General features: G+C 35.6%; 22 protein-coding genes and 1 pseudogene. 14 read left to right on the top strand and 9 right to left on the bottom strand.

Annotation, left to right across the window (positions count from 1 at the left end):
- Positions 1–26 precede the first annotated feature (26 nt).
- The 11 genes and pseudogenes from yycF (at position 27) to BMY57_RS04670 (ending at position 11,386) form a co-directional block, all read left to right on the top strand.
- Complete coding sequence (gene yycF, locus BMY57_RS04720) at positions 27–734, top strand: response regulator YycF (RefSeq protein ID WP_091772879.1); 708 nt, start codon at positions 27–29, stop codon at positions 732–734.
- A 7-nt stretch (positions 735–741) separates the two neighbouring features.
- The gene (gene walK, locus BMY57_RS04715) at positions 742–2,583 is read left to right on the top strand and encodes a cell wall metabolism sensor histidine kinase WalK (RefSeq protein WP_091772878.1); all 1,842 of its coding nucleotides are present in this window, start codon (positions 742–744) and stop codon (positions 2,581–2,583) included.
- Complete coding sequence (locus BMY57_RS04710) at positions 2,580–3,968, top strand: YycH family regulatory protein (RefSeq protein WP_091772877.1); 1,389 nt, start codon at positions 2,580–2,582, stop codon at positions 3,966–3,968. The genes walK and BMY57_RS04710 overlap by 4 nt, the downstream gene beginning before the upstream one ends.
- 1 nt (position 3,969) lies before the next feature.
- On the top strand, positions 3,970–4,884 hold the full coding sequence (locus tag BMY57_RS04705; protein ID WP_175615170.1) for a two-component system regulatory protein YycI: 915 nt from the start codon (positions 3,970–3,972) through the stop codon (positions 4,882–4,884).
- Between the two features lie 7 nt (positions 4,885–4,891).
- The gene (locus BMY57_RS04700; RefSeq protein WP_091772875.1) at positions 4,892–5,686 is read left to right on the top strand and encodes an MBL fold metallo-hydrolase; all 795 of its coding nucleotides are present in this window, start codon (positions 4,892–4,894) and stop codon (positions 5,684–5,686) included.
- Positions 5,687–5,712: 26 nt separating this feature from the next.
- Positions 5,713–6,918: a S1C family serine protease gene (locus BMY57_RS04695; RefSeq protein WP_091772874.1), complete on the top strand. Its 1,206-nt coding sequence runs from the start codon at positions 5,713–5,715 to the stop codon at positions 6,916–6,918.
- A gap of 305 nt (positions 6,919–7,223) precedes the next feature.
- Positions 7,224–7,703: a 23S rRNA (pseudouridine(1915)-N(3))-methyltransferase RlmH gene (gene rlmH, locus BMY57_RS04690; RefSeq protein WP_091772873.1), complete on the top strand. Its 480-nt coding sequence runs from the start codon at positions 7,224–7,226 to the stop codon at positions 7,701–7,703.
- 243 nt (positions 7,704–7,946) lie between these two features.
- Positions 7,947–8,935: pseudogene (locus BMY57_RS04685) on the top strand (aldo/keto reductase).
- A gap of 268 nt (positions 8,936–9,203) precedes the next feature.
- Entirely contained in the window at positions 9,204–9,983 is a 780-nt protein-coding gene (locus tag BMY57_RS04680; RefSeq protein WP_091772872.1) for a helix-turn-helix domain-containing protein, read from the top strand.
- 115 nt (positions 9,984–10,098) lie between these two features.
- Complete coding sequence (locus tag BMY57_RS04675; RefSeq protein WP_175615174.1) at positions 10,099–10,809, top strand: nuclear transport factor 2 family protein; 711 nt, start codon at positions 10,099–10,101, stop codon at positions 10,807–10,809.
- 40 nt (positions 10,810–10,849) lie between these two features.
- Positions 10,850–11,386, top strand: coding sequence for a VOC family protein (locus BMY57_RS04670; protein WP_091772870.1), 537 nt, complete (start codon positions 10,850–10,852; stop codon positions 11,384–11,386).
- 59 nt (positions 11,387–11,445) lie between these two features.
- Here BMY57_RS04670 and BMY57_RS04665 read toward each other — a convergent pair whose 3' ends face one another.
- The 3 genes from BMY57_RS04665 to BMY57_RS04655 are packed head-to-tail and all read right to left on the bottom strand — an operon-like array spanning position 11,446 to position 13,449.
- Complete coding sequence (locus BMY57_RS04665; RefSeq protein ID WP_091772869.1) at positions 11,446–12,210, bottom strand: hypothetical protein; 765 nt, start codon at positions 12,208–12,210, stop codon at positions 11,446–11,448.
- Positions 12,207–13,076 (bottom strand): ATP-binding cassette domain-containing protein, encoded by an 870-nt coding sequence (locus BMY57_RS04660; protein ID WP_091772868.1) that lies wholly within the window; start codon positions 13,074–13,076, stop codon positions 12,207–12,209. The genes BMY57_RS04665 and BMY57_RS04660 overlap by 4 nt, the downstream gene beginning before the upstream one ends.
- The gene (locus BMY57_RS04655; RefSeq protein ID WP_091772867.1) at positions 13,066–13,449 is read right to left on the bottom strand and encodes a GntR family transcriptional regulator; all 384 of its coding nucleotides are present in this window, start codon (positions 13,447–13,449) and stop codon (positions 13,066–13,068) included. Before BMY57_RS04655 ends, BMY57_RS04660 begins: the two co-directional genes overlap by 11 nt.
- 366 nt (positions 13,450–13,815) lie before the next feature.
- On the opposite strand from BMY57_RS04655, the gene BMY57_RS04650 reads away from it, so the two are divergent.
- Positions 13,816–15,534 carry a methyl-accepting chemotaxis protein gene (locus BMY57_RS04650; protein WP_256205249.1) on the top strand — a complete coding sequence of 573 codons (1,719 nt, stop codon included), beginning with the start codon at positions 13,816–13,818 and terminating at the stop codon, positions 15,532–15,534.
- 77 nt (positions 15,535–15,611) lie between these two features.
- On the opposite strand, the gene BMY57_RS04645 is transcribed toward BMY57_RS04650, so the two are convergent.
- Both BMY57_RS04645 and BMY57_RS04640 read right to left on the bottom strand, forming a co-directional pair.
- Positions 15,612–16,733, bottom strand: coding sequence for a M14 family zinc carboxypeptidase (locus tag BMY57_RS04645; protein WP_217703272.1), 1,122 nt, complete (start codon positions 16,731–16,733; stop codon positions 15,612–15,614).
- Between the two features lie 283 nt (positions 16,734–17,016).
- On the bottom strand, positions 17,017–18,408 hold the full coding sequence (locus BMY57_RS04640) for a sodium:solute symporter family protein (RefSeq protein WP_091772866.1): 1,392 nt from the start codon (positions 18,406–18,408) through the stop codon (positions 17,017–17,019).
- Positions 18,409–18,680: 272 nt separating this feature from the next.
- Here BMY57_RS04640 and BMY57_RS04635 point away from each other — a divergent pair, with 272 nt between their 5' ends.
- On the top strand, positions 18,681–19,079 hold the full coding sequence (locus tag BMY57_RS04635; protein WP_091772865.1) for an LAGLIDADG family homing endonuclease: 399 nt from the start codon (positions 18,681–18,683) through the stop codon (positions 19,077–19,079).
- 68 nt (positions 19,080–19,147) lie between these two features.
- On the opposite strand, the gene BMY57_RS04630 is transcribed toward BMY57_RS04635, so the two are convergent.
- Both BMY57_RS04630 and BMY57_RS04625 read right to left on the bottom strand, forming a co-directional pair.
- Complete coding sequence (locus BMY57_RS04630) at positions 19,148–19,840, bottom strand: DUF421 domain-containing protein (protein WP_091772864.1); 693 nt, start codon at positions 19,838–19,840, stop codon at positions 19,148–19,150.
- 343 nt (positions 19,841–20,183) lie between these two features.
- Positions 20,184–20,957, bottom strand: coding sequence for a helix-turn-helix domain-containing protein (locus tag BMY57_RS04625; RefSeq protein ID WP_091772863.1), 774 nt, complete (start codon positions 20,955–20,957; stop codon positions 20,184–20,186).
- Positions 20,958–20,971: 14 nt separating this feature from the next.
- Here BMY57_RS04625 and BMY57_RS04620 point away from each other — a divergent pair, with 14 nt between their 5' ends.
- A complete protein-coding gene (locus BMY57_RS04620) occupies positions 20,972–21,202 on the top strand; it encodes a DUF4386 family protein (RefSeq protein WP_091772862.1) in 231 nt (76 codons plus the stop codon).
- Between the two features lie 59 nt (positions 21,203–21,261).
- Here BMY57_RS04620 and BMY57_RS04615 read toward each other — a convergent pair whose 3' ends face one another.
- Both BMY57_RS04615 and BMY57_RS04610 read right to left on the bottom strand, forming a co-directional pair.
- The gene (locus BMY57_RS04615; RefSeq protein ID WP_091772861.1) at positions 21,262–22,152 is read right to left on the bottom strand and encodes a fructose bisphosphate aldolase; all 891 of its coding nucleotides are present in this window, start codon (positions 22,150–22,152) and stop codon (positions 21,262–21,264) included.
- A gap of 146 nt (positions 22,153–22,298) precedes the next feature.
- A partial coding sequence (locus tag BMY57_RS04610) for a transposase (protein WP_143063785.1) occupies positions 22,299–22,591 on the bottom strand: 293 nt, incomplete at its 5' end.

Genomic DNA, 22,591 nt, shown 5'->3' with positions numbered 1-22,591 from the left:
CTGAATAAAGGTAGGTGTATACCGTAATGAGTTATAAAGTATTAGTAGTAGATGATGAAGAACCAATTGCGGATATTTTAAAATACAATCTAGAAAATGAAGGATATGAAGTAGTCGTTGCTAATGATGGCAATGAAGCGATTGAATTAACGAAAAAAGAAGAACCAGATATTATATTATTGGATATTATGCTACCAGAAAAAGACGGTATGGAAGTTTGTCGTGAAATTAGAAAAGACTTTCAAATGCCAATTATTATGTTAACTGCTAAAGATTCAGAAATTGATAAAGTATTAGGGCTTGAACTTGGAGCAGACGACTATGTGACCAAACCGTTTAGTAAACGTGAAGTCGCTGCAAGGGTGAAAGCTAATTTAAGACGTATGAGTGCGAGTGAACAAAATCAAAACACGTCTTCTACACCAAATATAAAAGTTGGTGCTCTTGAAATTAACCGTGAAAATTATTCAGTTACACGTAATGGAGAACTGATTGATCTAACTCACCGTGAGTTTGAATTACTCCTATACTTGGCCAAGCATTTAGAACAAGTGATGACACGTGAGCACTTATTAGAAACGGTCTGGGGCTATGACTATTATGGTGACGTTAGAACAGTAGACGTTACGATTCGCCGTTTAAGAGAGAAGATTGAAGAGAACCCAAGTAATCCAAATTGGATTGTGACTAGGAGAGGTGTCGGGTACTATATGAGGAACCCTGAACAGGAGTAGATAATTTATGCGTGCCTTTTGGGGATTTTTTAAATCCATTCAATTAAAAATGATCACCGTATACATCTTACTAATCTTAATTACGATTCAAGTTATAGGGACCTATTTTGCTCAACAATTAGAGGCAGAGCTTAAAGAAAACTTTACTGAGTCGATTAATGACCGTGTCGAGTTATTAACCTATAATTTGAGTCAAGCTTTCATGATGGATAGTGAAAGGCCAGAGGAAGCTCCTTCATTAGAGAGTGATGTTCAAACGATTATTAATGATTTTACATCTGATGAAATAAACGTTATCGAAGTCATCGACACAAATAACCACGTACTTGGAACGACCAACCCTTTAGAACGAGGGAATGTAGGGAAGAAAACAACCGAAACTCGAATTCAACAAGCGCTTTCTGGTAATACAGAAGAAAAGATCATGTATAACAGAGAAAATGGTCACCGTACTTTAGTTGTGTCATCTCCGATCTTTAAAAGTGAAAATTCAGATGAAATCGTAGGAGCTATAAGACTTGAAGCATCGTTAGAGAGTGTATACGGCCAGATGAATGAAATCATTCGGATTTTCGCAAATGGTACGGTTTTATCTATTACAGTTTCGGCTCTCCTAGGAATACTGGTTGCTAGAACGATTACTAAACCCATTACTGAAATGCGTAAACAAGCGAAGGTAATGGGGCAGGGTGACTATTCCCAAAAAGTTAATGTATATGGAACAGATGAAATTGGGCAACTAGCCGAAACGTTTAATGAATTAAATGATAAAATTAAAATAGCTCAAGCTTCAACAGAAGGTGAGAGGCGTAAATTAAGTTTAGTCTTAACAAATATGACTGATGGAGTCATTGCAACAGATCAAAATGGACAAGTCATTCTTATGAATCCACCAGCTGAACGATTATTAAAAATGAACCAAAGAACCGCTGAAGGGGCTTCATTAGTTGAGTTGATTGATATCGATGATGATGTCTCTGATATTAATGACTTAAAAGATATGAGAAGTACGATCTTGGATTTATCAGAAGGCGACCAATTATTATTAGTGCGAGCTAATTTTTCTGAAGTCCAAGATGAAAACAATGAAATGAGCGGTATTATTACAGTTCTTAGTGATGTGACTGAACAAGAAAAAATTGAACGAGAACGCCGAGACTTTGTTGCTAATGTATCACACGAACTGAGAACGCCACTAACAACAATGAGAAGCTATTTAGAAGCTTTAACTGAAGGAAACACGTGGAAAGATGAGAACATCGCCCCTAAATTCTTATCTGTCACACAAAATGAGACAGAACGTATGATTAGGCTTGTAAATGATTTACTCCAATTATCAAAAATGGATAACAAAGACTATCAGTTACACAAAGAACGAGTTAATTATACCGATTTTATTCACCATGTCGTGGATCGTTTTGAGTTAAATCTAAAAGAAGATATTACGATTACAAGAGATATTCCTAATCGGAATTACTATGTTTGGATTGATAAAGATAAAATCATTCAAGTACTAGATAATATTATTTCAAATGCTATTAAGTATTCTCCAGAAGGTGGAGAAATTATTGTTCAAGTAGTAGAAGAAAAACATCAGTTATTGACTAAAATCTCTGACGAAGGGGTAGGAATACCTGAAAAGAACTTAGATAAGATTTTTGACCGCTTTTATCGAGTAGATAAAGCGCGTTCAAGACAACTAGGTGGGACAGGTTTAGGCTTAGCCATAGCTAAAGAGTTAATAGAAGCACATGATGGAGAGGTTTGGGCTAATAGTAAAGAACATGAAGGCACAACGATTACATTTAGATTACCTCTCATGCAGAAGAAGCGGGGGCATCGTAAATGATTGAACAAATTAAATCGGTCGTCCTATTTCTGTTAGTCGCATCTAGTTTACTATTAACCTATGCCCTTTGGACTTATCAACCAGATTTTGAACCTATTGAACAAACAGAATATATAACTCAGTCAAAACTTGATGGAGAAGAAAAATCAGTCCGAGAAGTTGTTTTTCCTAATCAAATTATTATACACGACTACCAGACTCATAAACGATTAGAAAGTAAGCAAGATGAGAAGGATTTCTATGAGGAATTTTTAAATTGGGACTTTTCATCTCTTACCATACCGACTTCTAACCATTATGTGTTAGAACAATATATGCAACAAACCGAACTTGAACAATGGGAGAGTAAAAACCAGTACCAAAGTATTGAAATTCAATATCCTGTTAGTATTCCAATGGATATGATCAATTATATGTATTCTGTGAATACAGAAAATCAAAATTATTCTCAGTCATTTAATAAAGTATTCCTACATTTACAAGATAGCACAAAAGAAATAAAGGTTGCGTTTGTTTCAGATGAAGAAGGTGAAAGTGATGTACTTGTAGGAGAAATTCAGTCATCAAGTGCTTATCAGCGGTTGGAAGAACTTATTAATCAACAAGATGACATGGTATATTTAAAAGGGTTTGAATTTAAAGAGGGTCAAACCATCTATTTACCTACAGAAGAAATAGCAATGAATGGATATACATTGTTAACTGAAAGCTTCGATGCAGCCACAATGGTCAATGCATTGTTCCGAGACCCTTCAGTTGTACGTCAGACATTAACGAATGCACCCAATGTAAGAACTCATTATACAGACGGTTCAAGAGCTTTAAAAACGTATCAAATATTGAATAACGAAGCTGAACAAATGGAATTTATAAATCCTTTATCTAATGATTTGGAACAGTCGAATCCAACAGAAATGATACGTCGAAGCGTGAACTTGACCAATGTCCATTTAGGATGGACAAACGATTACCAATTAGACGAAATACAAAAACAACCTTCAAGCGCAGTATTATATAGAATGTATTATGATGGCTACCCAGTTTATCATGACAAGGGTGTCACTACCATGGAACAAGTGTGGGGAAACAATGAGTTGAATAAATTGAAACGGCCACTATTTAAGTTGATTGAGGATGAGGCCATTTCAGTTAAAGAAAATGTCTTACCTTCAGGCGATTCTATTTATCAAACGATAGAAAGTCTTAGTGAACGAATTACATTAAACTCGATCGAACAAGTTAAATTAGGTTATACGCTAAAGGCTAAAACATCTCCATCTTCTCAAGTTATAACGTTAGAACCTGAGTGGTATATCAAACTAGAAGGTTCTTGGCAACCAATGAGTCAATTTAATGATATGTTAATGAATCAAGGGGTTGAATAGATTGCAATGGGGCCAAATTAAAACCATATTCATTGTAAGCTTCCTAGTCTTAAATTTATTCCTAGTCCAGGAACTATTAGACAAAATAAATGCAAGTAACTACGATACACTTGAAAATAGGTCTACTTTTGAAGAACAACTAGCAGAACAAGAGATTACCTATGACTTGCCAGAAAGAGGTCAAAAAGAAGCTTATGTATCAGCGCAACGATATCAACTATCTGAAGAGGATTTAGACATATTACAAGGACTCCTAGACCATCAATTAATTGGGTTAACCTCAAACGGAGGCGATGTTGTATCATTAGATGATATACCTGATCAAGATGGTTACCAATCAAACTATGAGGTTATTACTGGTGAATTTTTAGCCCCATTAGATTTGGATCTTGAAGATGATTTTAAAGGTTCAATTGAAGAGATTAAATCTCAAGTATTGTATGGCGACTCTTTTCAGTACTGGAATTATTATGAAAAAGAGAATGTTTTGTTATTTTTCCAAAAGCAAAGTGATCGAACATTTTACTTCAACGATTCTGCAAGCCTCATTGTGGTTTTAAATGAAGAAGGAGATGCCATACAGTATAGGCAAACTTTCTTAGAAGAACTTGAGCATCGGTTAGAAGAACAAACGGTTATAGACCCAATTAATGCCATTCGGGAAGTTTGGACGAATACAACAGCTGGACTACCTTCTCAAAGTGAAGTGACTTTAGATATGGGGTATCAGACACTGGTTCCTCTAGATGATGGTGTACAAGTTTTTGTCCCTACATGGGAAGTCATTGTTAATAATGAGGATCATTTCTTTGTAAATGCAATGGAAGGTAAATACATCTCACATGATGGAGAACAATTTGTTGTAACCATGAAAGAAAGCTTAAAAAGAGAAATCGAAGAATTAAAATCGGAGTGAGATATAAATGACACTGCATTTTAGTGTATTAGCATCAGGGAGTACGGGGAACGCTTTCTATATTGGCACCAATAAAACTAAATTATTAGTTGATGCGGGTTTAAGTGGTAAAAAAATTGACCAATTACTCAGTGATGTGAATGTAAAAACTCAAGACTTAGACGGGATTTTGGTAACCCATGAACATAGTGATCATATTAAAGGGGTAGGAATCGTCGCAAGAAAGTACAACTTACCAGTTTATGCGAACCCTAAAACATGGGAAGCGATGGAGCCACATATCGGTAAGCTCCAAAATGAACAAAAATTTCACTTTGAAATGGAATCCGTAAAGACATTGGGTGATCTTGACATAGAAAGTTTTGGAGTTTCGCATGATGCTGCGGATCCAATGTTTTATATTTTTCACCATGAAGGTAAAAAAGTATCCATGTTAACAGATACAGGTTATGTATCCGAACGGATGAAGAAAACCGTTGAAAATTCCAATGCGATTTTATTTGAATCAAACCATGATGTCGGTATGTTGCAAATGGGTGGATATCCTTGGAACATTAAGCGTAGAATATTAAGTGATAAAGGACATGTTTCGAATGAAGATGCTGCTGTGGCGATGCTAGATGTTATTGGAGACCAGACGAAACATATTTACTTAGGACATTTAAGCCAAGATAATAATATGGTCGACTTAGCAAGAATGAGCGTTGAGCAGATTCTGAAGAAACATGATGTTGGCGTTGGAGAACAATTGACATTAGAAGATACGAGTCCAACTAAACCAACCGCTATGTGTTACGTTTAATTACTTGTTATGGTGAGGTGTCAAACATGGGATATTACGATGACCATATGAGAAGCACTAAGAAAAATCGTAAATGGTTAATGCCATCAGTCGTTGGTGCATTAATCGGAGCAGTTCTCATACTGTTAGCTTTACCTATTTTAGTTCAGGCAAATTGGTTACCCTATGATTTTACCGCTCAAGAAAATGAAGAAACACAAGAATCTACACCATCTGGAGATGAAGTGAATAAACAAGTCAATTTAGAGGTTAACTCGCAAATTACAGAAATTGTTGAAGATGTATCCGATACCGTGGTAGGGGTTGTCAACATTAAACAACAAAGTATCTTTGGACAATCCGAATCACAACAAGGTGGAGTTGGATCTGGTGTCGTCTATAAGAAGAACAATGATTCAGCCTTTATCGTGACGAATTATCATGTTATCCAAGGTGCCGATTCAGTTGAAGTCGTGTTTGCGGATGAAGAACAAGTTGAAGCAGAAATAATCGGTGGCGATGTTTATACAGATTTAGCCGTCTTAAAGGTCGACGGAGAACATGTCGAAAAGGTCATTGAGATGGGCAATTCTGAAAACCTCAAAGTGGGAGAACCAGTTTTAGCGATAGGAAATCCACTTGGTTTACAATTCGCCGGTACTGTGACTCAAGGGATTATCAGTGGTAAGGATCGGTTAATCCCACAAGATTTCGATCAAAATGGAAATGTAGACTGGCAAGCTGAAGTAATCCAGACGGACGCACCTATTAACCCAGGGAACTCTGGTGGAGCATTAGTGAATATGGATGGCCAATTAATTGGGATTAACTCCATGAAATATGCCTCCCCAGAACTAGAAGGGTTAGGATTTGCTATTCCAATCGATATCGCACGTCCTTTAATTGAGGATTTAGAAGAAGATGGAACAATTACACGCTCTTATATGGGTGTAGAGATCTTCTCACTATCTGATGTGGCACAATATCATTGGCAAAACACATTGAAATTACCAAGAGATGTTGAAGGCGGCGTCATAGTTGATGGAATAGATCGAATGTCACCAGCCGATCAAGCCGGCTTCCAACAATATGATGTCATCGTGAAGATGGGCGATACAGAAGTTCAAAATGTACTCGAATTAAGACAATACTTGTTTACAGAAACAAGCCCAGGTGATGAAGTCAAGGTTACATTTTATAGAGATGGTGAATTACAAGAAACAACGGTGAAATTAGTATCACAAGGTAATTAGAAGAAGCTCCGCTCGGGATAAAAACTGAGCGGAGTTTTATTTATAAGCAGTTATTCACATTATCGACAGACTTATTCACAAATTGTGAGTAATTATTTTTAAAAAATGCATATATAGTGTCAAGATAAAATATTTTAACTAAATATGACGCGAACATATGTTGATATGTTGATAAACCTGTGGATAAGTGATGGAATTGTAGATAAGTTAGCAGTTATTAAGATATAATAACGAAATACACACATCGTTTGTGGATAAATGGCACATAATTGTGGAAGGGTTCAAAAAGCAGGAGGGAAATAAAAGTGGATATTAAAATCATCTCAGTCGGAAAATTAAAGGAAAAATATTTAAAACAAGGAATCGAAGAGTATTTAAAACGGCTAAAACCCTACGCCAAAGTAAAAATTGAAGAGGTTCCAGATGAACATGCCCCCGAATACTTAAGCGAGGCTGAAAAAGAAGAGGTAAAAAACAAAGAAGGAGAGAAGATATTAACAAAGTTATCCACAGATACATATGTCATGACGTTAGAAATTGAAGGGAAACAACTTACATCAGAAGGTTTTGCGAAGAAATTAGACGACCTCGCGACCTATGGTAAAAGCAAAATCACCCTGATTATCGGTGGATCATTAGGATTAAGTGATGAAGTAAAGAGTCGAAGTGATTTTTCGATCTCATTTAGTAAAATGACTTATCCACATCAGTTAATGAGACTCATCTTGTTAGAGCAGATCTATCGCGGGTTTAAAATTAATCGGAATGAACCGTACCACAAGTAAATAAGGTTCTAAAAACCCATAAAATATTAGTAAATTTCAAAAACACCATTACTTTTTCCTCCCAATTTATATTATGATAATATGTACTTTTCAAAATATGGAAGTTTCAGCGGTGGTGTTTAAACTTATTTAGAAGTTAGTAAGGTTACACCCTAAAACGTTTTAAATTTCCAAGTCTTCATGTTTAGTGCAGTGTATAAGTGGAAAATGAAATATATAACTTCATGATAAGGAGGAGTTTAGTTGAAATCGTTAGAGGAAGCACTTAAACATAAAGTAGGTCTTGGAACCGCGCCATTAGGGAATATGTTCAGAGACGTTCCCGAAGAGGAAGCACAAAAAACCATACAAACCGCCTGGGATCAAGGAATTCGCTATTTTGATACTGCACTTTTTATGGAGCAGGTTTAGCGGAAATGCGTTTAGGAGAGGCATTATCAGCGTATAATCGTGATGATTATTTCATAGGGACGAAAGTTGGGCGTTATATTACCGATGAAAAAGAAGATAAAGAAGGCATATTTAAGTATGGTCGTCAAAATAAAGTCATAACGGATTATACAGAGGAAGCCACCATGAAATCTATTGAACAAAGTTTAGAACGGTTAAAAACCGACCGCTTGGATATGGTCTTCGTTCATGATGTTTCCCCTGATTTTCATGGAGATGAATGGGTTACAAAGTTTGATGAGGCTAGAAATGGCGCCTTTCGTGTCTTAAGTCGCCTTCGTGAAGAAGGGGTGATTAAATCATGGGGACTTGGTGTCAATACAACCGAACCTATTGAACTAGTGATGGACTTGGAAGAAGCTCAACCTGATGTCTGCTTATCTGCCACTCAATACACGCTTTTACAGCATGAGCATGCCTTAGAGCGTATGCTGCCAAAAGCTGAGGAAAAAGGTGTAGATATCATTGTAGGAGGTCCATTTAATTCTGGTGTGTTACTTGGAGGAGATCATTTTAACTATGCTAAAGCTGGTGCTGATATATTAAATAAAGTAAAGCAGTTAAAAGAAATTGCAGAATATCATAATGTAAGCTTGAAAGCAGCAGCCTTACAATTTTCAACTGCTCATCCAGCAGTAAAAGCTGTTATTCCAGGTTCAACACGTCCAGAACACAATGCAGAAGATGTAGAGATGATGAATAAAGATATCCCACAATCCTTTTGGAGTGAATTAGTGGACAAAGGATTTATTTCTCAGCGAGCACCATTGCCAACTAGATAACGAAGGTTTTTCAAGAATAGTTAAACACTTATCAAAAATCGGGTGCATTAATGAAATATAAATGCACCCGTTGTATTTGTTTTTGAAAAGCTATGGTCGCACTATTATTTTCTCTTGCAGTCGTTTTCCTCGTCAAAGAAAAAAATGAACACTCTAAAGATACGATAATTAAATAATATGCGAAATAAAAATATAACTATTTCAAAACAATACGTATTGGGTTAAGCTAGGGTTAAAGAAAATGGTCGTGATAGGAGAAAAGGGAACAATGAATCATATCTATTCTGAAATAGATGACGTGATCGAATACATTCAAAAGAATATTGATGATCCGCTCTCACTTTCCCATTTAGCAGATTATGCGAGATATAGTCCTTATCATTTTTCGCGTATTTTTAAACAAAGGACGGGTCTGTCACCTCATCATTACGTATCTTCATTAAAACTTCAAAGAGCAAAAGACTTATTATTGAACACCGATTTAACGGTTCGTGATATTGGAATGGAAATTGGTCAGCAAAGCTTAGGCACCTTTACGACTCGATTCACCGAACGAGTCGGTATGTCACCTTCCCAATTCAGAAAGTCCCCTTTGCACGTCAACAAGTATATGAAGTCTTTAAAAACTCAGACCCATTTATCACGGCGTTCAATAATTGCACCCCACTTTAATAGAGTAGAAGGAACTGTTGAAGCGGAAATGCCCTTTCATGGTATTATTTTAGTTGGATTATTTACCCAACCGATTCCTGCTGGTCTTCCTCAATATGGCACCATCCTCACCTCGTTAGGAGACTTTACCTTCATAAATGTTCGTCCAAGCACTTATTACTTAATGGCAACAGCCATTACTTGGGAGATGAGATCGAATGAGATCCTCGTGCCCAACCAAACCTTACGTGCAAAAGCGGATACTCCAATTACAGTTAATTCAAAGATAGAAATACCCAAACAAAACCTTAGCCTTCGTGGACCACACCTTGATGACCCTCCAATTCTAGTTTCTTTACCACTACTCATGAAAAACTTTCTAAATCGGAAACATTAGCAATTTTTAAGAAATATCACACTGATTAACGTGCTAGAATATGGAAAACCTGACTTTACTAAGCCTTTTTCATAAATGGAGGCTATCAGTAAAATTTTTATGGAGGGATTCATGTATGGGTCAAATCAATCTATCGGAGCTTGTGGAAAACTATTTTAACGCGTATGAAACAACGGAAAGGGGGGCATTGGAGGAGTTGTTAAGTGATGACTTCAGGTTCAATAGCCCGGTCGATGACAAAATTAATCGTGAGACTTACTTTGAAAGGTGCTGGCCAAGTTGTCATGACATACAGGAATACCATATTCAAAACCTATTGACAGATGGAGATGAAGTCGTCATTCGTTATGAATGTGTTCTAAAGTCTGGTGCCACTTTTCAAAATATGGAACACTTTTTGTTTATAGACGGGAAAATAAGCGAAATCACGGTCTATTTTGGCTTCAATTATAGGGATGATGCGGTTATAAATGAGAAAGTAAAGAGTTTAAATAAGGCATTCGTGACAGGTGATACGGATTATATCGTTGAAAATTTAGCTGAAGATATTCAGTGGAATTTTGTGGGGGAGGGCGTAATAGAAGGAAAAGAAGCAGCCAGTAATATGCTTGAGCCGATGCGTGGGGTTGTTGCTGAAGAACATACGATTGAAAATATCATTGTACAGGGGAACACTGCGATGATCGAGGGGACGATGAAAACCCCAAGCGAGAATGATGAAGAAAAGGTGTATGCATTTTGTGATGTCTATACCTTTGATCAGTCGAGTGATGCCAACATTAAAAAATTATCAGCCTATTTGCTTGAATTAACGAGTGAGGAATAAGAGATTAAGTTACTTAGTCTATTGAACGAAAGGAGAAAAGATGATTACGAAAGGAATTCAAATAACGATTTTTGTTAGAGATCAGGAAAAAGCTAAAACGTTTTATACGGAAAAATTGGGGTTTGTTGTATGTGATGAAGAGGAATTTGCACCAGGATGGAATTATCTGACTGTTGCCCCTCAGAGAGAAAATGAGATGAAACTAGAGTTGGTCCAAGCAGAAACACGTGAAGAGAAACAATTGATAGGAAAACAGGCAGCCGTTACTGTACTAAAAGCGTTTTTTAACGAATCATTTACGATTCCTAATCCGGTTGAAGCGAGTTCTGATGGGACATCATTATTACCTTACAGTGGAACTTCGTTGACAATAGGAGGGGAATTGAACAAACTAGCGACTAACATTGCGCATGGACGTGATACAGCCGGTGTCCACTGGCGGTTTGATGGAGTTGAAGGATTGAAACTAGGTGAGCGAGTAGCCATTGAAATTTTTAGGAATTATCAAGAGACTTATAATGAAAAGTTTGAAGGGTTCTCTTTAACTAGATTTGATGGTACAAAAATAACGATTTAATGAAAATAATCTAGACCTCAGCTCTCATTTAAGTTTATTCGAGAGTTGAGGTCTTATTTTTAATGCATTTTAATTGTAACGTCTTTAGTGATGGAACGAATCGATCCAATCAAAATGAGAGCGATGAGAACAATAACCGGAATCGCAATATTTCTTGGTAAATCGATGAATGAATAGTTTTCAAGTACAGGTAAATTTAGTGTGTTTCTTACCAATACGTTCACAAGTGTTAAGACAGCTAATGTCATGGCAATAAACCCTAAACCAATGACCGTATGATAACGGTAAAATGCAGCACCAATCAACCAACCAGCTAGATAATACATTAAGATGTTTAAACTAAAAATTCCAAGCGATAAAATGAGATTATTTTCAGGATTAACGTAAGGAGTTAAAATTAAAAACTGAATGATATCTCCAACCAAGTTACCATCGTTTGTCATGGCATCTAAATTTGGTTCTTTAAAGGTAAGACTTGATATACTTTGTAGTATTAATTGTGTTAATGCAGATATCCCCCAGGCTAAGAATGGAAGAATGATCGCTAAACCAATGGAAGCCAAGGTCGCTCCTTTAAAATAATCTTTCCTAGTCACACCATTTTCAACATAGTATGGAAGAAAGTGAATGGCTATAATGCCAATGACAAATGTAAATATGTTGGCTATTATAAAAAATGCACTATAGTACTGGTCAGTATTGTTGCCGAAAAATAGCTTAAAGATTTGTACAATTAACAAAACACCTAAAACACCAAAAGCCCACATTAATTGGATAACAAACATATCTAACGTTACTTTTAGGTAGTTGCGATGATTCTTCATTCGTTTTCCTCCTCTGTTAAGTGGACAAATAAATCATGAAGAGAGATTGGTGATACATCAAGACCTTTATCCACTGCGGCTTGTTTTTGATCGTCATGAAGTTCTCCGTATATCGTTACTGATTTCATTCCACCCAGTTGTTTTACATTAATTTGACGCATGTTTTTCACAAAATCATCAACGATTTCTGTATTTCCAGTAATAGATGCCCCTTTTGATATAAGGGAATGGAAATCTTCTTGAAGAAGAACCTTTCCTTTGTTTAATAAAATGACTTCATCAAATAAATATTCCATTTCAGATACAAGGTGAGTCGAGAGAATCATCATTCTTGGGTAATCCTGTTGATCTTTTAATAATTCTTTATAAAATATATCTCTAGATGGAGCGTCCATACCTAAATAGACCTCATCAAATATCGTGACAGGTGTTCTGCTTGCTAACCCGATGATGACATTAAGAGCTGATTGCATTCCTTTAGAAAATTCTTTGATGGGTTTCTTTTTTTGGAGCTTAAATTTCTCTATGAGCTCTTCAGCATAGCTCATATCAAAATTGGGACGATACCTCTCTATGCCTTCGAGGAAATTTATTATATCTTCTGCCTCATTCTTATAGCTTTTGTCATATAAAAAAGTTATGTGCTGCATGATGTTGGCATTCTCAAATGGATCTTCACCATCAACGGTAATGGCTCCCTTAGAAGGCTTATTAAATGAAGCAAGAATGGATAAAAGAGACGTTTTTCCAGCTCCATTTCTACCAAGCAGGCCATATATTTTATTTTCATTTAACTCAAATGATACATCTTCCAAAGCAGTATGGTTGCCATAGTTTAAATTTAGATTTTCAACTTTAATGTTCATGGTGCTCACCTCTTTTTACTTTTTTAATTAAACGAATAATGTCACTTTCCTCAATTTCCAATTTGTCAGCTTCTTGAACCAATTTAACAATATAATCCTCTACAAATGTGGCTTTTCGTTTTTCAATCAATTTTTCTCTGGCTCCTACAGCAACAAACATTCCAATCCCTCTCTTCTTATAAAGGATCCCTTCATCCACTAATGAATTAATTCCTTTCGATACGGTGGCGTGATTAATCTTATAAAATTCAACCAACTGATTGGTTGAAGGTGCCTGCTCCTCTTCTTTTAGTTGATGATTAAGAATTTGGTCTTCGATTAATTCGCGAACCTGGATATAAATAGGTTTATCTTGAACAAATGGACCTCTCATGTTATCTCCCACTATCCTTTGTTTTGTTAAACACTTATATGGTTATATACTCATGTGTATAACCGTAACAGTAAAAATGAAATTAGTCAATATAGATATACTGAAAATGTTAAAATGGGCGGATGGATTCCATCTTAGATAGTCACATTACGGGAGTTGTTCAAGCTTAATGACAAGTAGATTGTATATTGAGGTTAAAAGGTTAAAAGAAGATTCCTAACTTGATTAGAAGAAATGTATGTATCCTTGAAGATCCATGATAGTCATATTTAGACAAAACTTTACAGGACCTTTACAAAATATTCCCTTTTTTTCATTTATAATTTTATCAGATACATATAATTATAAAATTCGGGGGAGTTTATTTTGAGTAATGGGGTCATTCATAAAGCAAAAAATCATATCAAGAATGTGAGTAAAAGAGTTTTACAAAGGTTAAATTTAAGTACTCGTTTGTTATTAATTTTTCTCATTCTATTTATATCATCTATTGTGATTGTTGGGGTTAGTTCTTATATCAAAGCGAAAGATCTAACGATGGAATCTATTGAAAATAGGTTAGTAAGAGAAGTAGAATTGATGGATTATATCATACAAAACCTGAAGTTTGTTTATGTTAGTGATGAAGATTATTTTATGCAGCAGATAGAAGTAAATGTACGTGAACAGAAAAATAAACTTGAAGAAGAAGGGATTAAGTCAGATTTTTTATATATAAGAAATGGTGAAATATTCCCTTTTGAGACAAGTGAAGAGTCACTACCTTTAATCGATGATGAGATGATAAGTCATATATCTACATCTCAAAATGGGGTTTTACATAAGAGAATTGATAACGAGGATTATACAATTGTCTATCAGGATATGGAGGAAATTAACGGTACATACGTTATGCTAATTCCTACAAATTCATATATGGCTGATGTCAATCAGATGGGGTACTTTACATTATTCGTTATTTTGATTAGTACGTTCATATTTACAATCTTAATCATTCTATTCGTTAGAGCTATAACCAAGCCACTTAATGCGTTACGTAAAAAAATGCTAGAAGCGCGCGACGGTAATTTAAAGCCTTCTGAAGAAATCAATACAACCATACCAGAAATCATTTCATTACATAATAGTTATAATGCTATGATTGAACAGATGCGAGATATTCTTTTTGAACTCAAGAGTACAACTGTAGAGTTAGAAACGAAAGGAAAGGACTTAAAGGATTCCTCAAAGTATAATCTTGAGTCAAGTCGTCAACTAATTTCGACGATTGATATTGTTAAGCAAGGTGCTGAACAAACAGCTAGTAGTTCAGATCAGAATGTCGAGAGTTTTAGAACAATGAAAGATCAAATTGAAGTAATGATGAAGAACATGAAAAACGTCTATAGCAGTTCAGAAAATATGAATCTCTCCTCAAGACATGGTGAGAAAAATACGATTGAATTAATTTCTATGATCCATACCTTTGAAAAGGACTTTGACCAATTAACTCAAACGATTAAGGGTGTTAAAGAGTATTCATTTTCTATTACAAAACTTGTTGAGTTAGTAAGGGGAATCGCGGAGGAAACTAAACTTTTAGCATTAAATGCCACTATAGAAGCAGCGCGAGCAGGTGAGTCTGGGAAAGGATTTGCCGTAGTAGCCAGTGAAGTACGAAAATTAGCCGAACAATCAGCAAACGCTACAGAAGAAATATCCCAAACGATCACGAGTATGGAAAGCGTTACAGTAGGAGCAACAAAAGAGTTTGAACAAATGCTTGAGAAAATCAACAGAACTCTATCAACAGCAAATAAGTCTAAACACTCTATTGATGAACTGATGCAAGAAATATCTGAAGTGAGCTATAAATTAGAAGGGATGCATGATGAACTAAAAGGTTTAGAAGGGATTTTACCAGATCTTGAATTAGCAGCAGATAGCTTTTCAACCGTTTCACAGCAAACTTTAGAAAGTGCTGAGGAAATGTTGACGGTTAGTGAAGAACAAGTAAAGCACTTGGAAAGAACTGACGAGATTGGTTTAAATCTTAATCATTTATCAAATTCACTTTCTAAACTTACCAAGCAATTTAAACTTTAATAAGAAAAGACCGTTCAAAGGTATAAAATTCTACCTTTTGTTACGGTCTTCTCTTAATCTATTAATGTGAATAGAACTTAATTTTCTATAGGGATAAAGCCTGAATGATCTGTTTGATAACCAATTGTGTCTGGCATAGGAATCTCAGCCCAACGTTCAGGATCAGCGTCATATACTTCATCAGTTGCCAAACCATGTAGTAGCTCTTGTAGACCTAAAACATTCTGCTTAATGTTATGACCACGAGCTCGCTGTCCTAAATTTCCGTCTCTCGTATTTCCAGATGTTTCAAAGAAAATGGCTGGGTGACTATGGTGGTCCTCATTTAGGTTATCATAGTTAAGACCAAGCATCATAGCTGATACCACACCACCGTGAATATCAATTTCAGAGAACCCATTAGAGCTATTACCGACTGTGTATCGATCAATATTTGTATAGCCATAATCCTTTAAAGAATCATACACATGTACTTGTGCTTGACGAGTTACATCCTCATATAAACCATCCTTAATGTTTGGAAGTGTAGGTCCACCTGGAGCTAATGAAACACCTAGTGACATCGTAATCGCTTCTTCTGTTTCAGGGTCAGTTTTTAAGCCTTGGTGGTGAATGTCAATTCCAAAGTCTGGCTGTACGTCTGCCCAGTAGCTATACCAAGCTTTAGATTCCACAGCTTCAAATCCTTCTTCTGTCCAGTCACGGTTTAAGTCAATCCGATCCCCACTCTCACTTAATTCGGTATGACGGATATTCATTTCACTTCCATCAGGGTTATACATAGGGATGACATAAAGGGTTAATTCATCTAATACTTTTTGGTATTTAGGTGATTGGTTTTGTACGTACATTTTTAGGAGTTTTAAGGTAGATTCAGTTCCATACGGCTCATTACCATGAATTCTTCCTTGAATCCATACTTTTTCTGGACCATTTCCGATCTTAGCGACGTATAAGTCACGATTCTGCTCACTTTGACTATTTTCGTAGCCTAATTCATCTAACGTGAATACTTCTAATTCACCTTTGCTCCGTTTTTCAAGGGATTTTAACTCATCAATCATTTCATCATACGTCACAATACTAGAAATGTTCGTATTCCCTTCAGTGGATGGATGATTTTTCTTGGCTAGTACAGGAGAAGAAAAGACGGTTAATAACATACTAACACTCACTAATAAAATCAATACTTTCCGCAATTAAATACCTCCTAGTCAATTTTTAGCTATACGATTTGTAGGGGTGAATCTATCCTTCACCTTCAAAATGTATTGCTAATAAGTATAATTCAATACACGGTGAAAAAAACACCCCCAAATCGTCCTAATTTTATTGTTAAAATAATAAGGAATCTAGGCTATATGCAGAAAGTTCAGATAATTAATTATACCTAGAATTAAGAGGAAGGATAAGATGAATTTTAGTAATAGTAAGTGTCCATCAAAAAATCATCGATGTGACTTGATGGACACTTAACAAGAATTATTCTTTGGTTGTCTTTTGCGTAGCTAATGTTACAACGATTAATACAATAAACGCCGCAGGGACTGAAATAACCGCACTATTTAAGTCAAAAGGTTTATCAAGTATAATTTCCCATACTAACGTTGTGATCACACCCACAACCATGGAAGAAATACCTCCGATCGCATTGACGCGTTTCCAGAAGAATACAGCTAAAATCGCTGGTGTAATACCTGCACCATATACGGTGTAAGCATACATTTGAACTTCTAAGACAGTTGGGAAAAATTGAATTAATAAATAGGCTAATACACCAAGGATGACAATAAACATTTTTGTCATTCTTAATTGTTTTTGGTCTGATGCTTGTTTATTAATGTATTTTCCATAAATATCATACGTCAGATTTGTCGCTGCAGATAGTAAATAGGAGTTCCCCGTTGTAATGATAAATGCAGCGGCTGCAGCCAGAAGGATGCCTCCGATGGCTATAGGCATGGCAAGGGTTGTTGCCATCAATGCCATTCCTGGATCAATATCAGGGAATAGAGAGCGAGATGCAAAGGCAATAAGTGAAATGGCTGGTGAAATGATCAGCATGATGATTAGCCATCCAAGTTGAGCCTTCCTCGATGACGCATCCCCTTTTGATGATGCTATACGTTGATACATGTTTTGGTCACCAAGTAATAAAAATAAAGAAGGTAGTAGGTAACCCATCAACTGTATGTTTGTGAGTCCTCCTGTTGCAGTCAAATGAGATTCAGGGACATTTTCAACAATCGAATCCCAGCCACCAGCAACTGAAAAGATGATGGGTACGGTAATTATTAATCCCCCAACCATTAAAAACCCACTTAACGCATCTGTTTGGGAGACCGATTTAAGACCACCAATCATCGCAAGAAATATGATTAAAGCAGCAGCTATGATGGTCCCCACCTCTACACTCATTCCTGTTGTAAGATTAAGGATAAATCCAAAACCTTTCATTTGATACGAAACAATTCCAACATACGCTAAAAGGACAATAACACTGGCTAGGTTACGAGCAGAGACACCGTATTTTTCTTCGAGAATACCTGAAATTGTATATTTTCCAAATGCTCTGATCTTAGGCGCTGCTATGTAAAGTGTCAGAATACCAATTAAAGTAGGAATCATTAACATAAGAGAAGGGAGAATACCAAAACTATAAGCTACAGACGTTTCTCCTCCAGATATGCTTCCGCTTCCAGTCCAAGTAGCTAGCAAAGTACCCATTAAGACAAAAGGTCCTAAGCTTTTTCCTGCCAAGATAAAGTCTGTACTGTTTGATACTTTCTTTGACATATAAATCCCTAGTCCGATCATGATGACAGCATAGATCCCGATAAACCATAATAATTGGGGATTTGCTTGTAGTTCCATTATATAACCACTCCTGTTTTTGGACTATGTTGTAGGGCTAACCTAATACGTATTGTGCATAATCCTGATTAATTATTTCCTTTTTTAATATATCAAAAATAAAAATAACATAAAAATACCTCTGAATTTGATTTGGTACATCAACTCCCATCCTGGCTTGATTAATCTTTAATTTGTTCCCTAAAATCATAACAACTTAAACACGAACACTTGTTCTTGTTTAAAAAATCATGTATACTTAAATTATAAAAATTGAAAGGGGACATCATATCATGTTGAAACCAATGGAAGCAGCTTATTTAGCAGGTATGATTGACGGCGACGGAACGATTTCATTTAAAAATATAGATTCAATAGAACATCAGAATCCTGTGATAACGATTAGTTCTTCTGATTTAAAAATGCTAGTTTATATTCAATCCATGTTAAATGGAAGCTTATCAAGTAAGAAAATAACCATTACCGGAAGCATTACATATTTATATTCACTTGAGATTAAGATGAATGAATCGGTATATGGAGCTTTAAAACAAATTCAAAAACTTCTTCAATCTCATATTAAAATTCAAGAAGTTGAGAGAGTTTTAGATCAATATAAGCCAGAAAGTCGAGCTATTTTGCCACCAAACAAAACTCCTAGAGATATGTTAGTTTTAAAGAAAGCCTATTAAATAAACCAAAGCATGAGTTTCCAAATCAGAAACTTTTGCTTTGGTTTATGCCACTTAATTTAAATGTGTTAATGGGGCTGAAAAGACTCGTATGGAATCACAAACAACCCGTCATTTTCTAGCCATTCGGCAAAAAGGACATCATCAACTTTGGTTATATTTTGGGCTATTAACTGACCCTTTAACCACCTTTCATCTTTGTTAATGTCTTTTAAATGTTTTTGAATTAATTCGCCATCTTTTATTAGTGTGATGGGAAGATAAACAGGTTGAGGTGGCATATTAAAGTCTTCTTGAGTTGTTTTTTGATACTGTGATTTTTTTAATACACTAATTGAGCCATTAAGTTCAATCAGAGCATAAGCAACTTCACGAATAGAAAAAATTTCGCTTTGACGAAGTAAGCTTTGTAACTGATTGAGATTCATACGACTTTTTTTAAGCTCATTAAAGTCGATTTGACCATTATGAATTACCATCGATGGCTTCCCTTCAAACCGTCCTCTTAATATAAGAGATTTTTGAGCAATATATTCAAGTAAAAATAATAAACTTCCCCATATAAAGATCGTAAACAAAATATAGTAGATCGGCACCGTTTCTTCGTAAATGGCATTCCCTAACAATTCACTTAAGACAACAGCCGAGATAAAGTGAAATGGTGTAAATTGGTCTATTAGTTTATGCCCTATAATTCTAATTAATAGAAATAGAATAAAGAAACCTATGACTAATTTGATTGATATTTGGATCAATTCCACTGCCTATTCCTCCCTAAATCTCAAAGAACCGATCAAACTATAACACTATTATTCTTTCCTAAATCTATTAGATGTATTCCTCCGAATATAAACAAGTAATAAGGATAGAAGATGTAACTTCATTAAAAAGCTGTCCCAAAGTCATAAAAATGACTAAAAAGGACAGCTTTATATTGGTGGAAACACTTCTTATGCAAGACCTGATCATCTTGTGCACTTTACAACTCATAAACAATTTTTTATTACAGCAAGATTTGGAAAGTCATACTTAAGCCAAAGTGATATTTTATGATTATCAAGTATTAAGTAAGGGATGAAGGGAGTAGAAAGCATTGATGCGAACTTAAATTTCTGAATCAATGGGTAACTTTTTGATAGGTGCATAAATGTGATAAGCGGAATCAAGGTTGTGAATGTGATCAAAAGACTGGATGAGTTCAATATCTGAATTCTCGGTTTCTAGTTTTGAGATTTTTAAAAATCTTGCATAGTCTGTTTTGAATACATCTCCTATATCAAGTAAATCACCAAAGTATTTGAACTTAGCGCAAAAAAATTGTGGTAAATCGACGGTAAAATAATAGGGTTTGTTTATTTTTAAATCAATGGGAACTCCAAATAGAACCTTGAAACGGGTGGAATTGGGTTGACAATTTGAATAGATGACATAACAAGGACCACTGATGGTTTCATCAATACTATTCTGTAACATTTTAGAGTGAGAGCGAATTTTCGTCTTATAGTCTTCTGTTGCTAAATCAACCTCAAAAGCTATGCCACATACTTTGATCGTTTCGAATTCTGTCAAAGTAAAATCAGTGACAATATCACCATTGATATTTTTAATCGGTCTTTGAACGACAGAAGGAATGGGTTCTTGAGCGATGACGATTTCTTTTAACCTTAGGGAACTTGGAGTTATACCGTATTGACGTTTGAAAGCACGGGTAAATGATGACGGGGTTCCGAAGTTTAATTGATAAGCAATATCTGTTAGAGATACGTGATTGTTTTGAATTAATTGTAGGGATGCATTCAATCTTCTGGAAAGTATGTAATGGTTTAATGAACAACCCATCATGGCGGAGAACAGTCTATGAAAATAATATTTAGACATATTAGAGTAGTTTTTTGCTTTTTAAGACGCGACTAATCCCAAGACTGTTAGCTCTCTTTGGTATGGTCACAGCTATTATGGTATTAATAGCTGGTTCACTAGATATGTTTGGTATAGTTGAACCTTTATCTACAGTAAAAGGACTTATAGCTTTACCAGTAGGTGTCTATGAGATGAGTTTGGCCATCTGGTTAATTGTGAAAGGATTTAATATGTCAATGCTAAATAAATTAAGAACAAGCTAAAAAAGGTATAAAAAAGTGTCTGAACTTTATAATAGGGGTTCAGACACTTTAATCTTCTGTTATTTTTTATTAACTGAAGCGCCATAAATGCTATCAACAGCACTTTGTAAGTTTTGATTAAACTCTTCATCCGTTTGTTCTACATTTAGGTCACTGACTAATGCGCGTGAGAAACTTGCGATTAATCCATCATTTTCTTTTAATTTTTCGTTGGCTTCTTCACGAGAATAGCCTCCTGAGAGTGCTACCACACGAACCACATTAGGGTGATCGATTAATTCCTTATAAAGGTTAGCTTTTGATGGAATCGTTAGTTTTAACATGACATGTTGTTCAGTTGATAATTCGTTTAGGTGCTTTAGAATTTCCTCTTTTAAGATGTCTTCGCATGTTTCCTTATCTTGACTGTTGATGTTTACTTCCGGTTCGATGATAGGTACAAGGCCAGCTTCGATAATTCTTTTAGCAATCTCGAATTGTTGATCGACTACGGCTTTAATACCTTCCTTATTTGCTTCATGAATGACTGAGCGCATTTTGGTTCCGAAAATATGATGTTCATTGGCACGACGTAACGTTTCATCAAGGTCATGAATTGGCTTCATCATTTGAACACCTTGTTCTTGCTCTGCAAGACCTTTATCAACTTTAAGGAATGGCACAATCCCTTTTTCTGAGAGGTAGTCTGCTGTATATTTTCCTTCAACTTCTCGGTCCATCGTTTGCTCGAATAGAATGGCACCGATAATTTGGTCTGAGTTGAACGCTGGAGACGTCATGATTCGAGTTCTCATTTTGTGAACAAGGTCAAACATTTCGTCCTCGTTTGAATAAGCATCTTCTGTTACGCCATATGCTGCTAAAGCTTTTGGTGTACTGCCGCCGCTTTGGTCAAGTGCTGCGATAAATCCATCTTGGTTCTTCATTTGGTTTAAGTGTTTTTCGTTCATAATGTTCACCTCATATCAATATTTAATCTATAGTTTATCTTAACATTTGAATCTTATTTAAGTGAAATAAAGGCTAGAAAGTGTTTTATTATTAAAGAAAAAGGTTCTAAGTCAAATGTTGGGGTGAGCATACGCTCACTCCTAATTTAATTGATACGAACCCTTAAATTCTTATATTGATGATGCAATAACACCTTTAATCTAAAACGATCAAACCGTTTAAAGCCAAAGGCATTACGCTTAATCACTTTGGTTTGATTATTAATCCCTTCAACATACCCATTATGTAAATCAAATGCGAAGCTGTTCATGATTTGCTTTTGCCAATTTTGAAAGGTCGATATCGACCTTTCAAATTCTACAACTCCCGATGCCTTCACAAGGTCGTAATAACGATATAATTCTTCTTTAATCTCTTTAAGTTTATCTGACCCACCAG

This window comes from Piscibacillus halophilus, from assembly GCF_900110685.1.
Lineage (GTDB): Bacteria > Bacillota > Bacilli > Bacillales > Alkalibacillaceae > Piscibacillus > Piscibacillus halophilus.
This window is presented reverse-complemented; position numbering and strand designations above follow the sequence as displayed.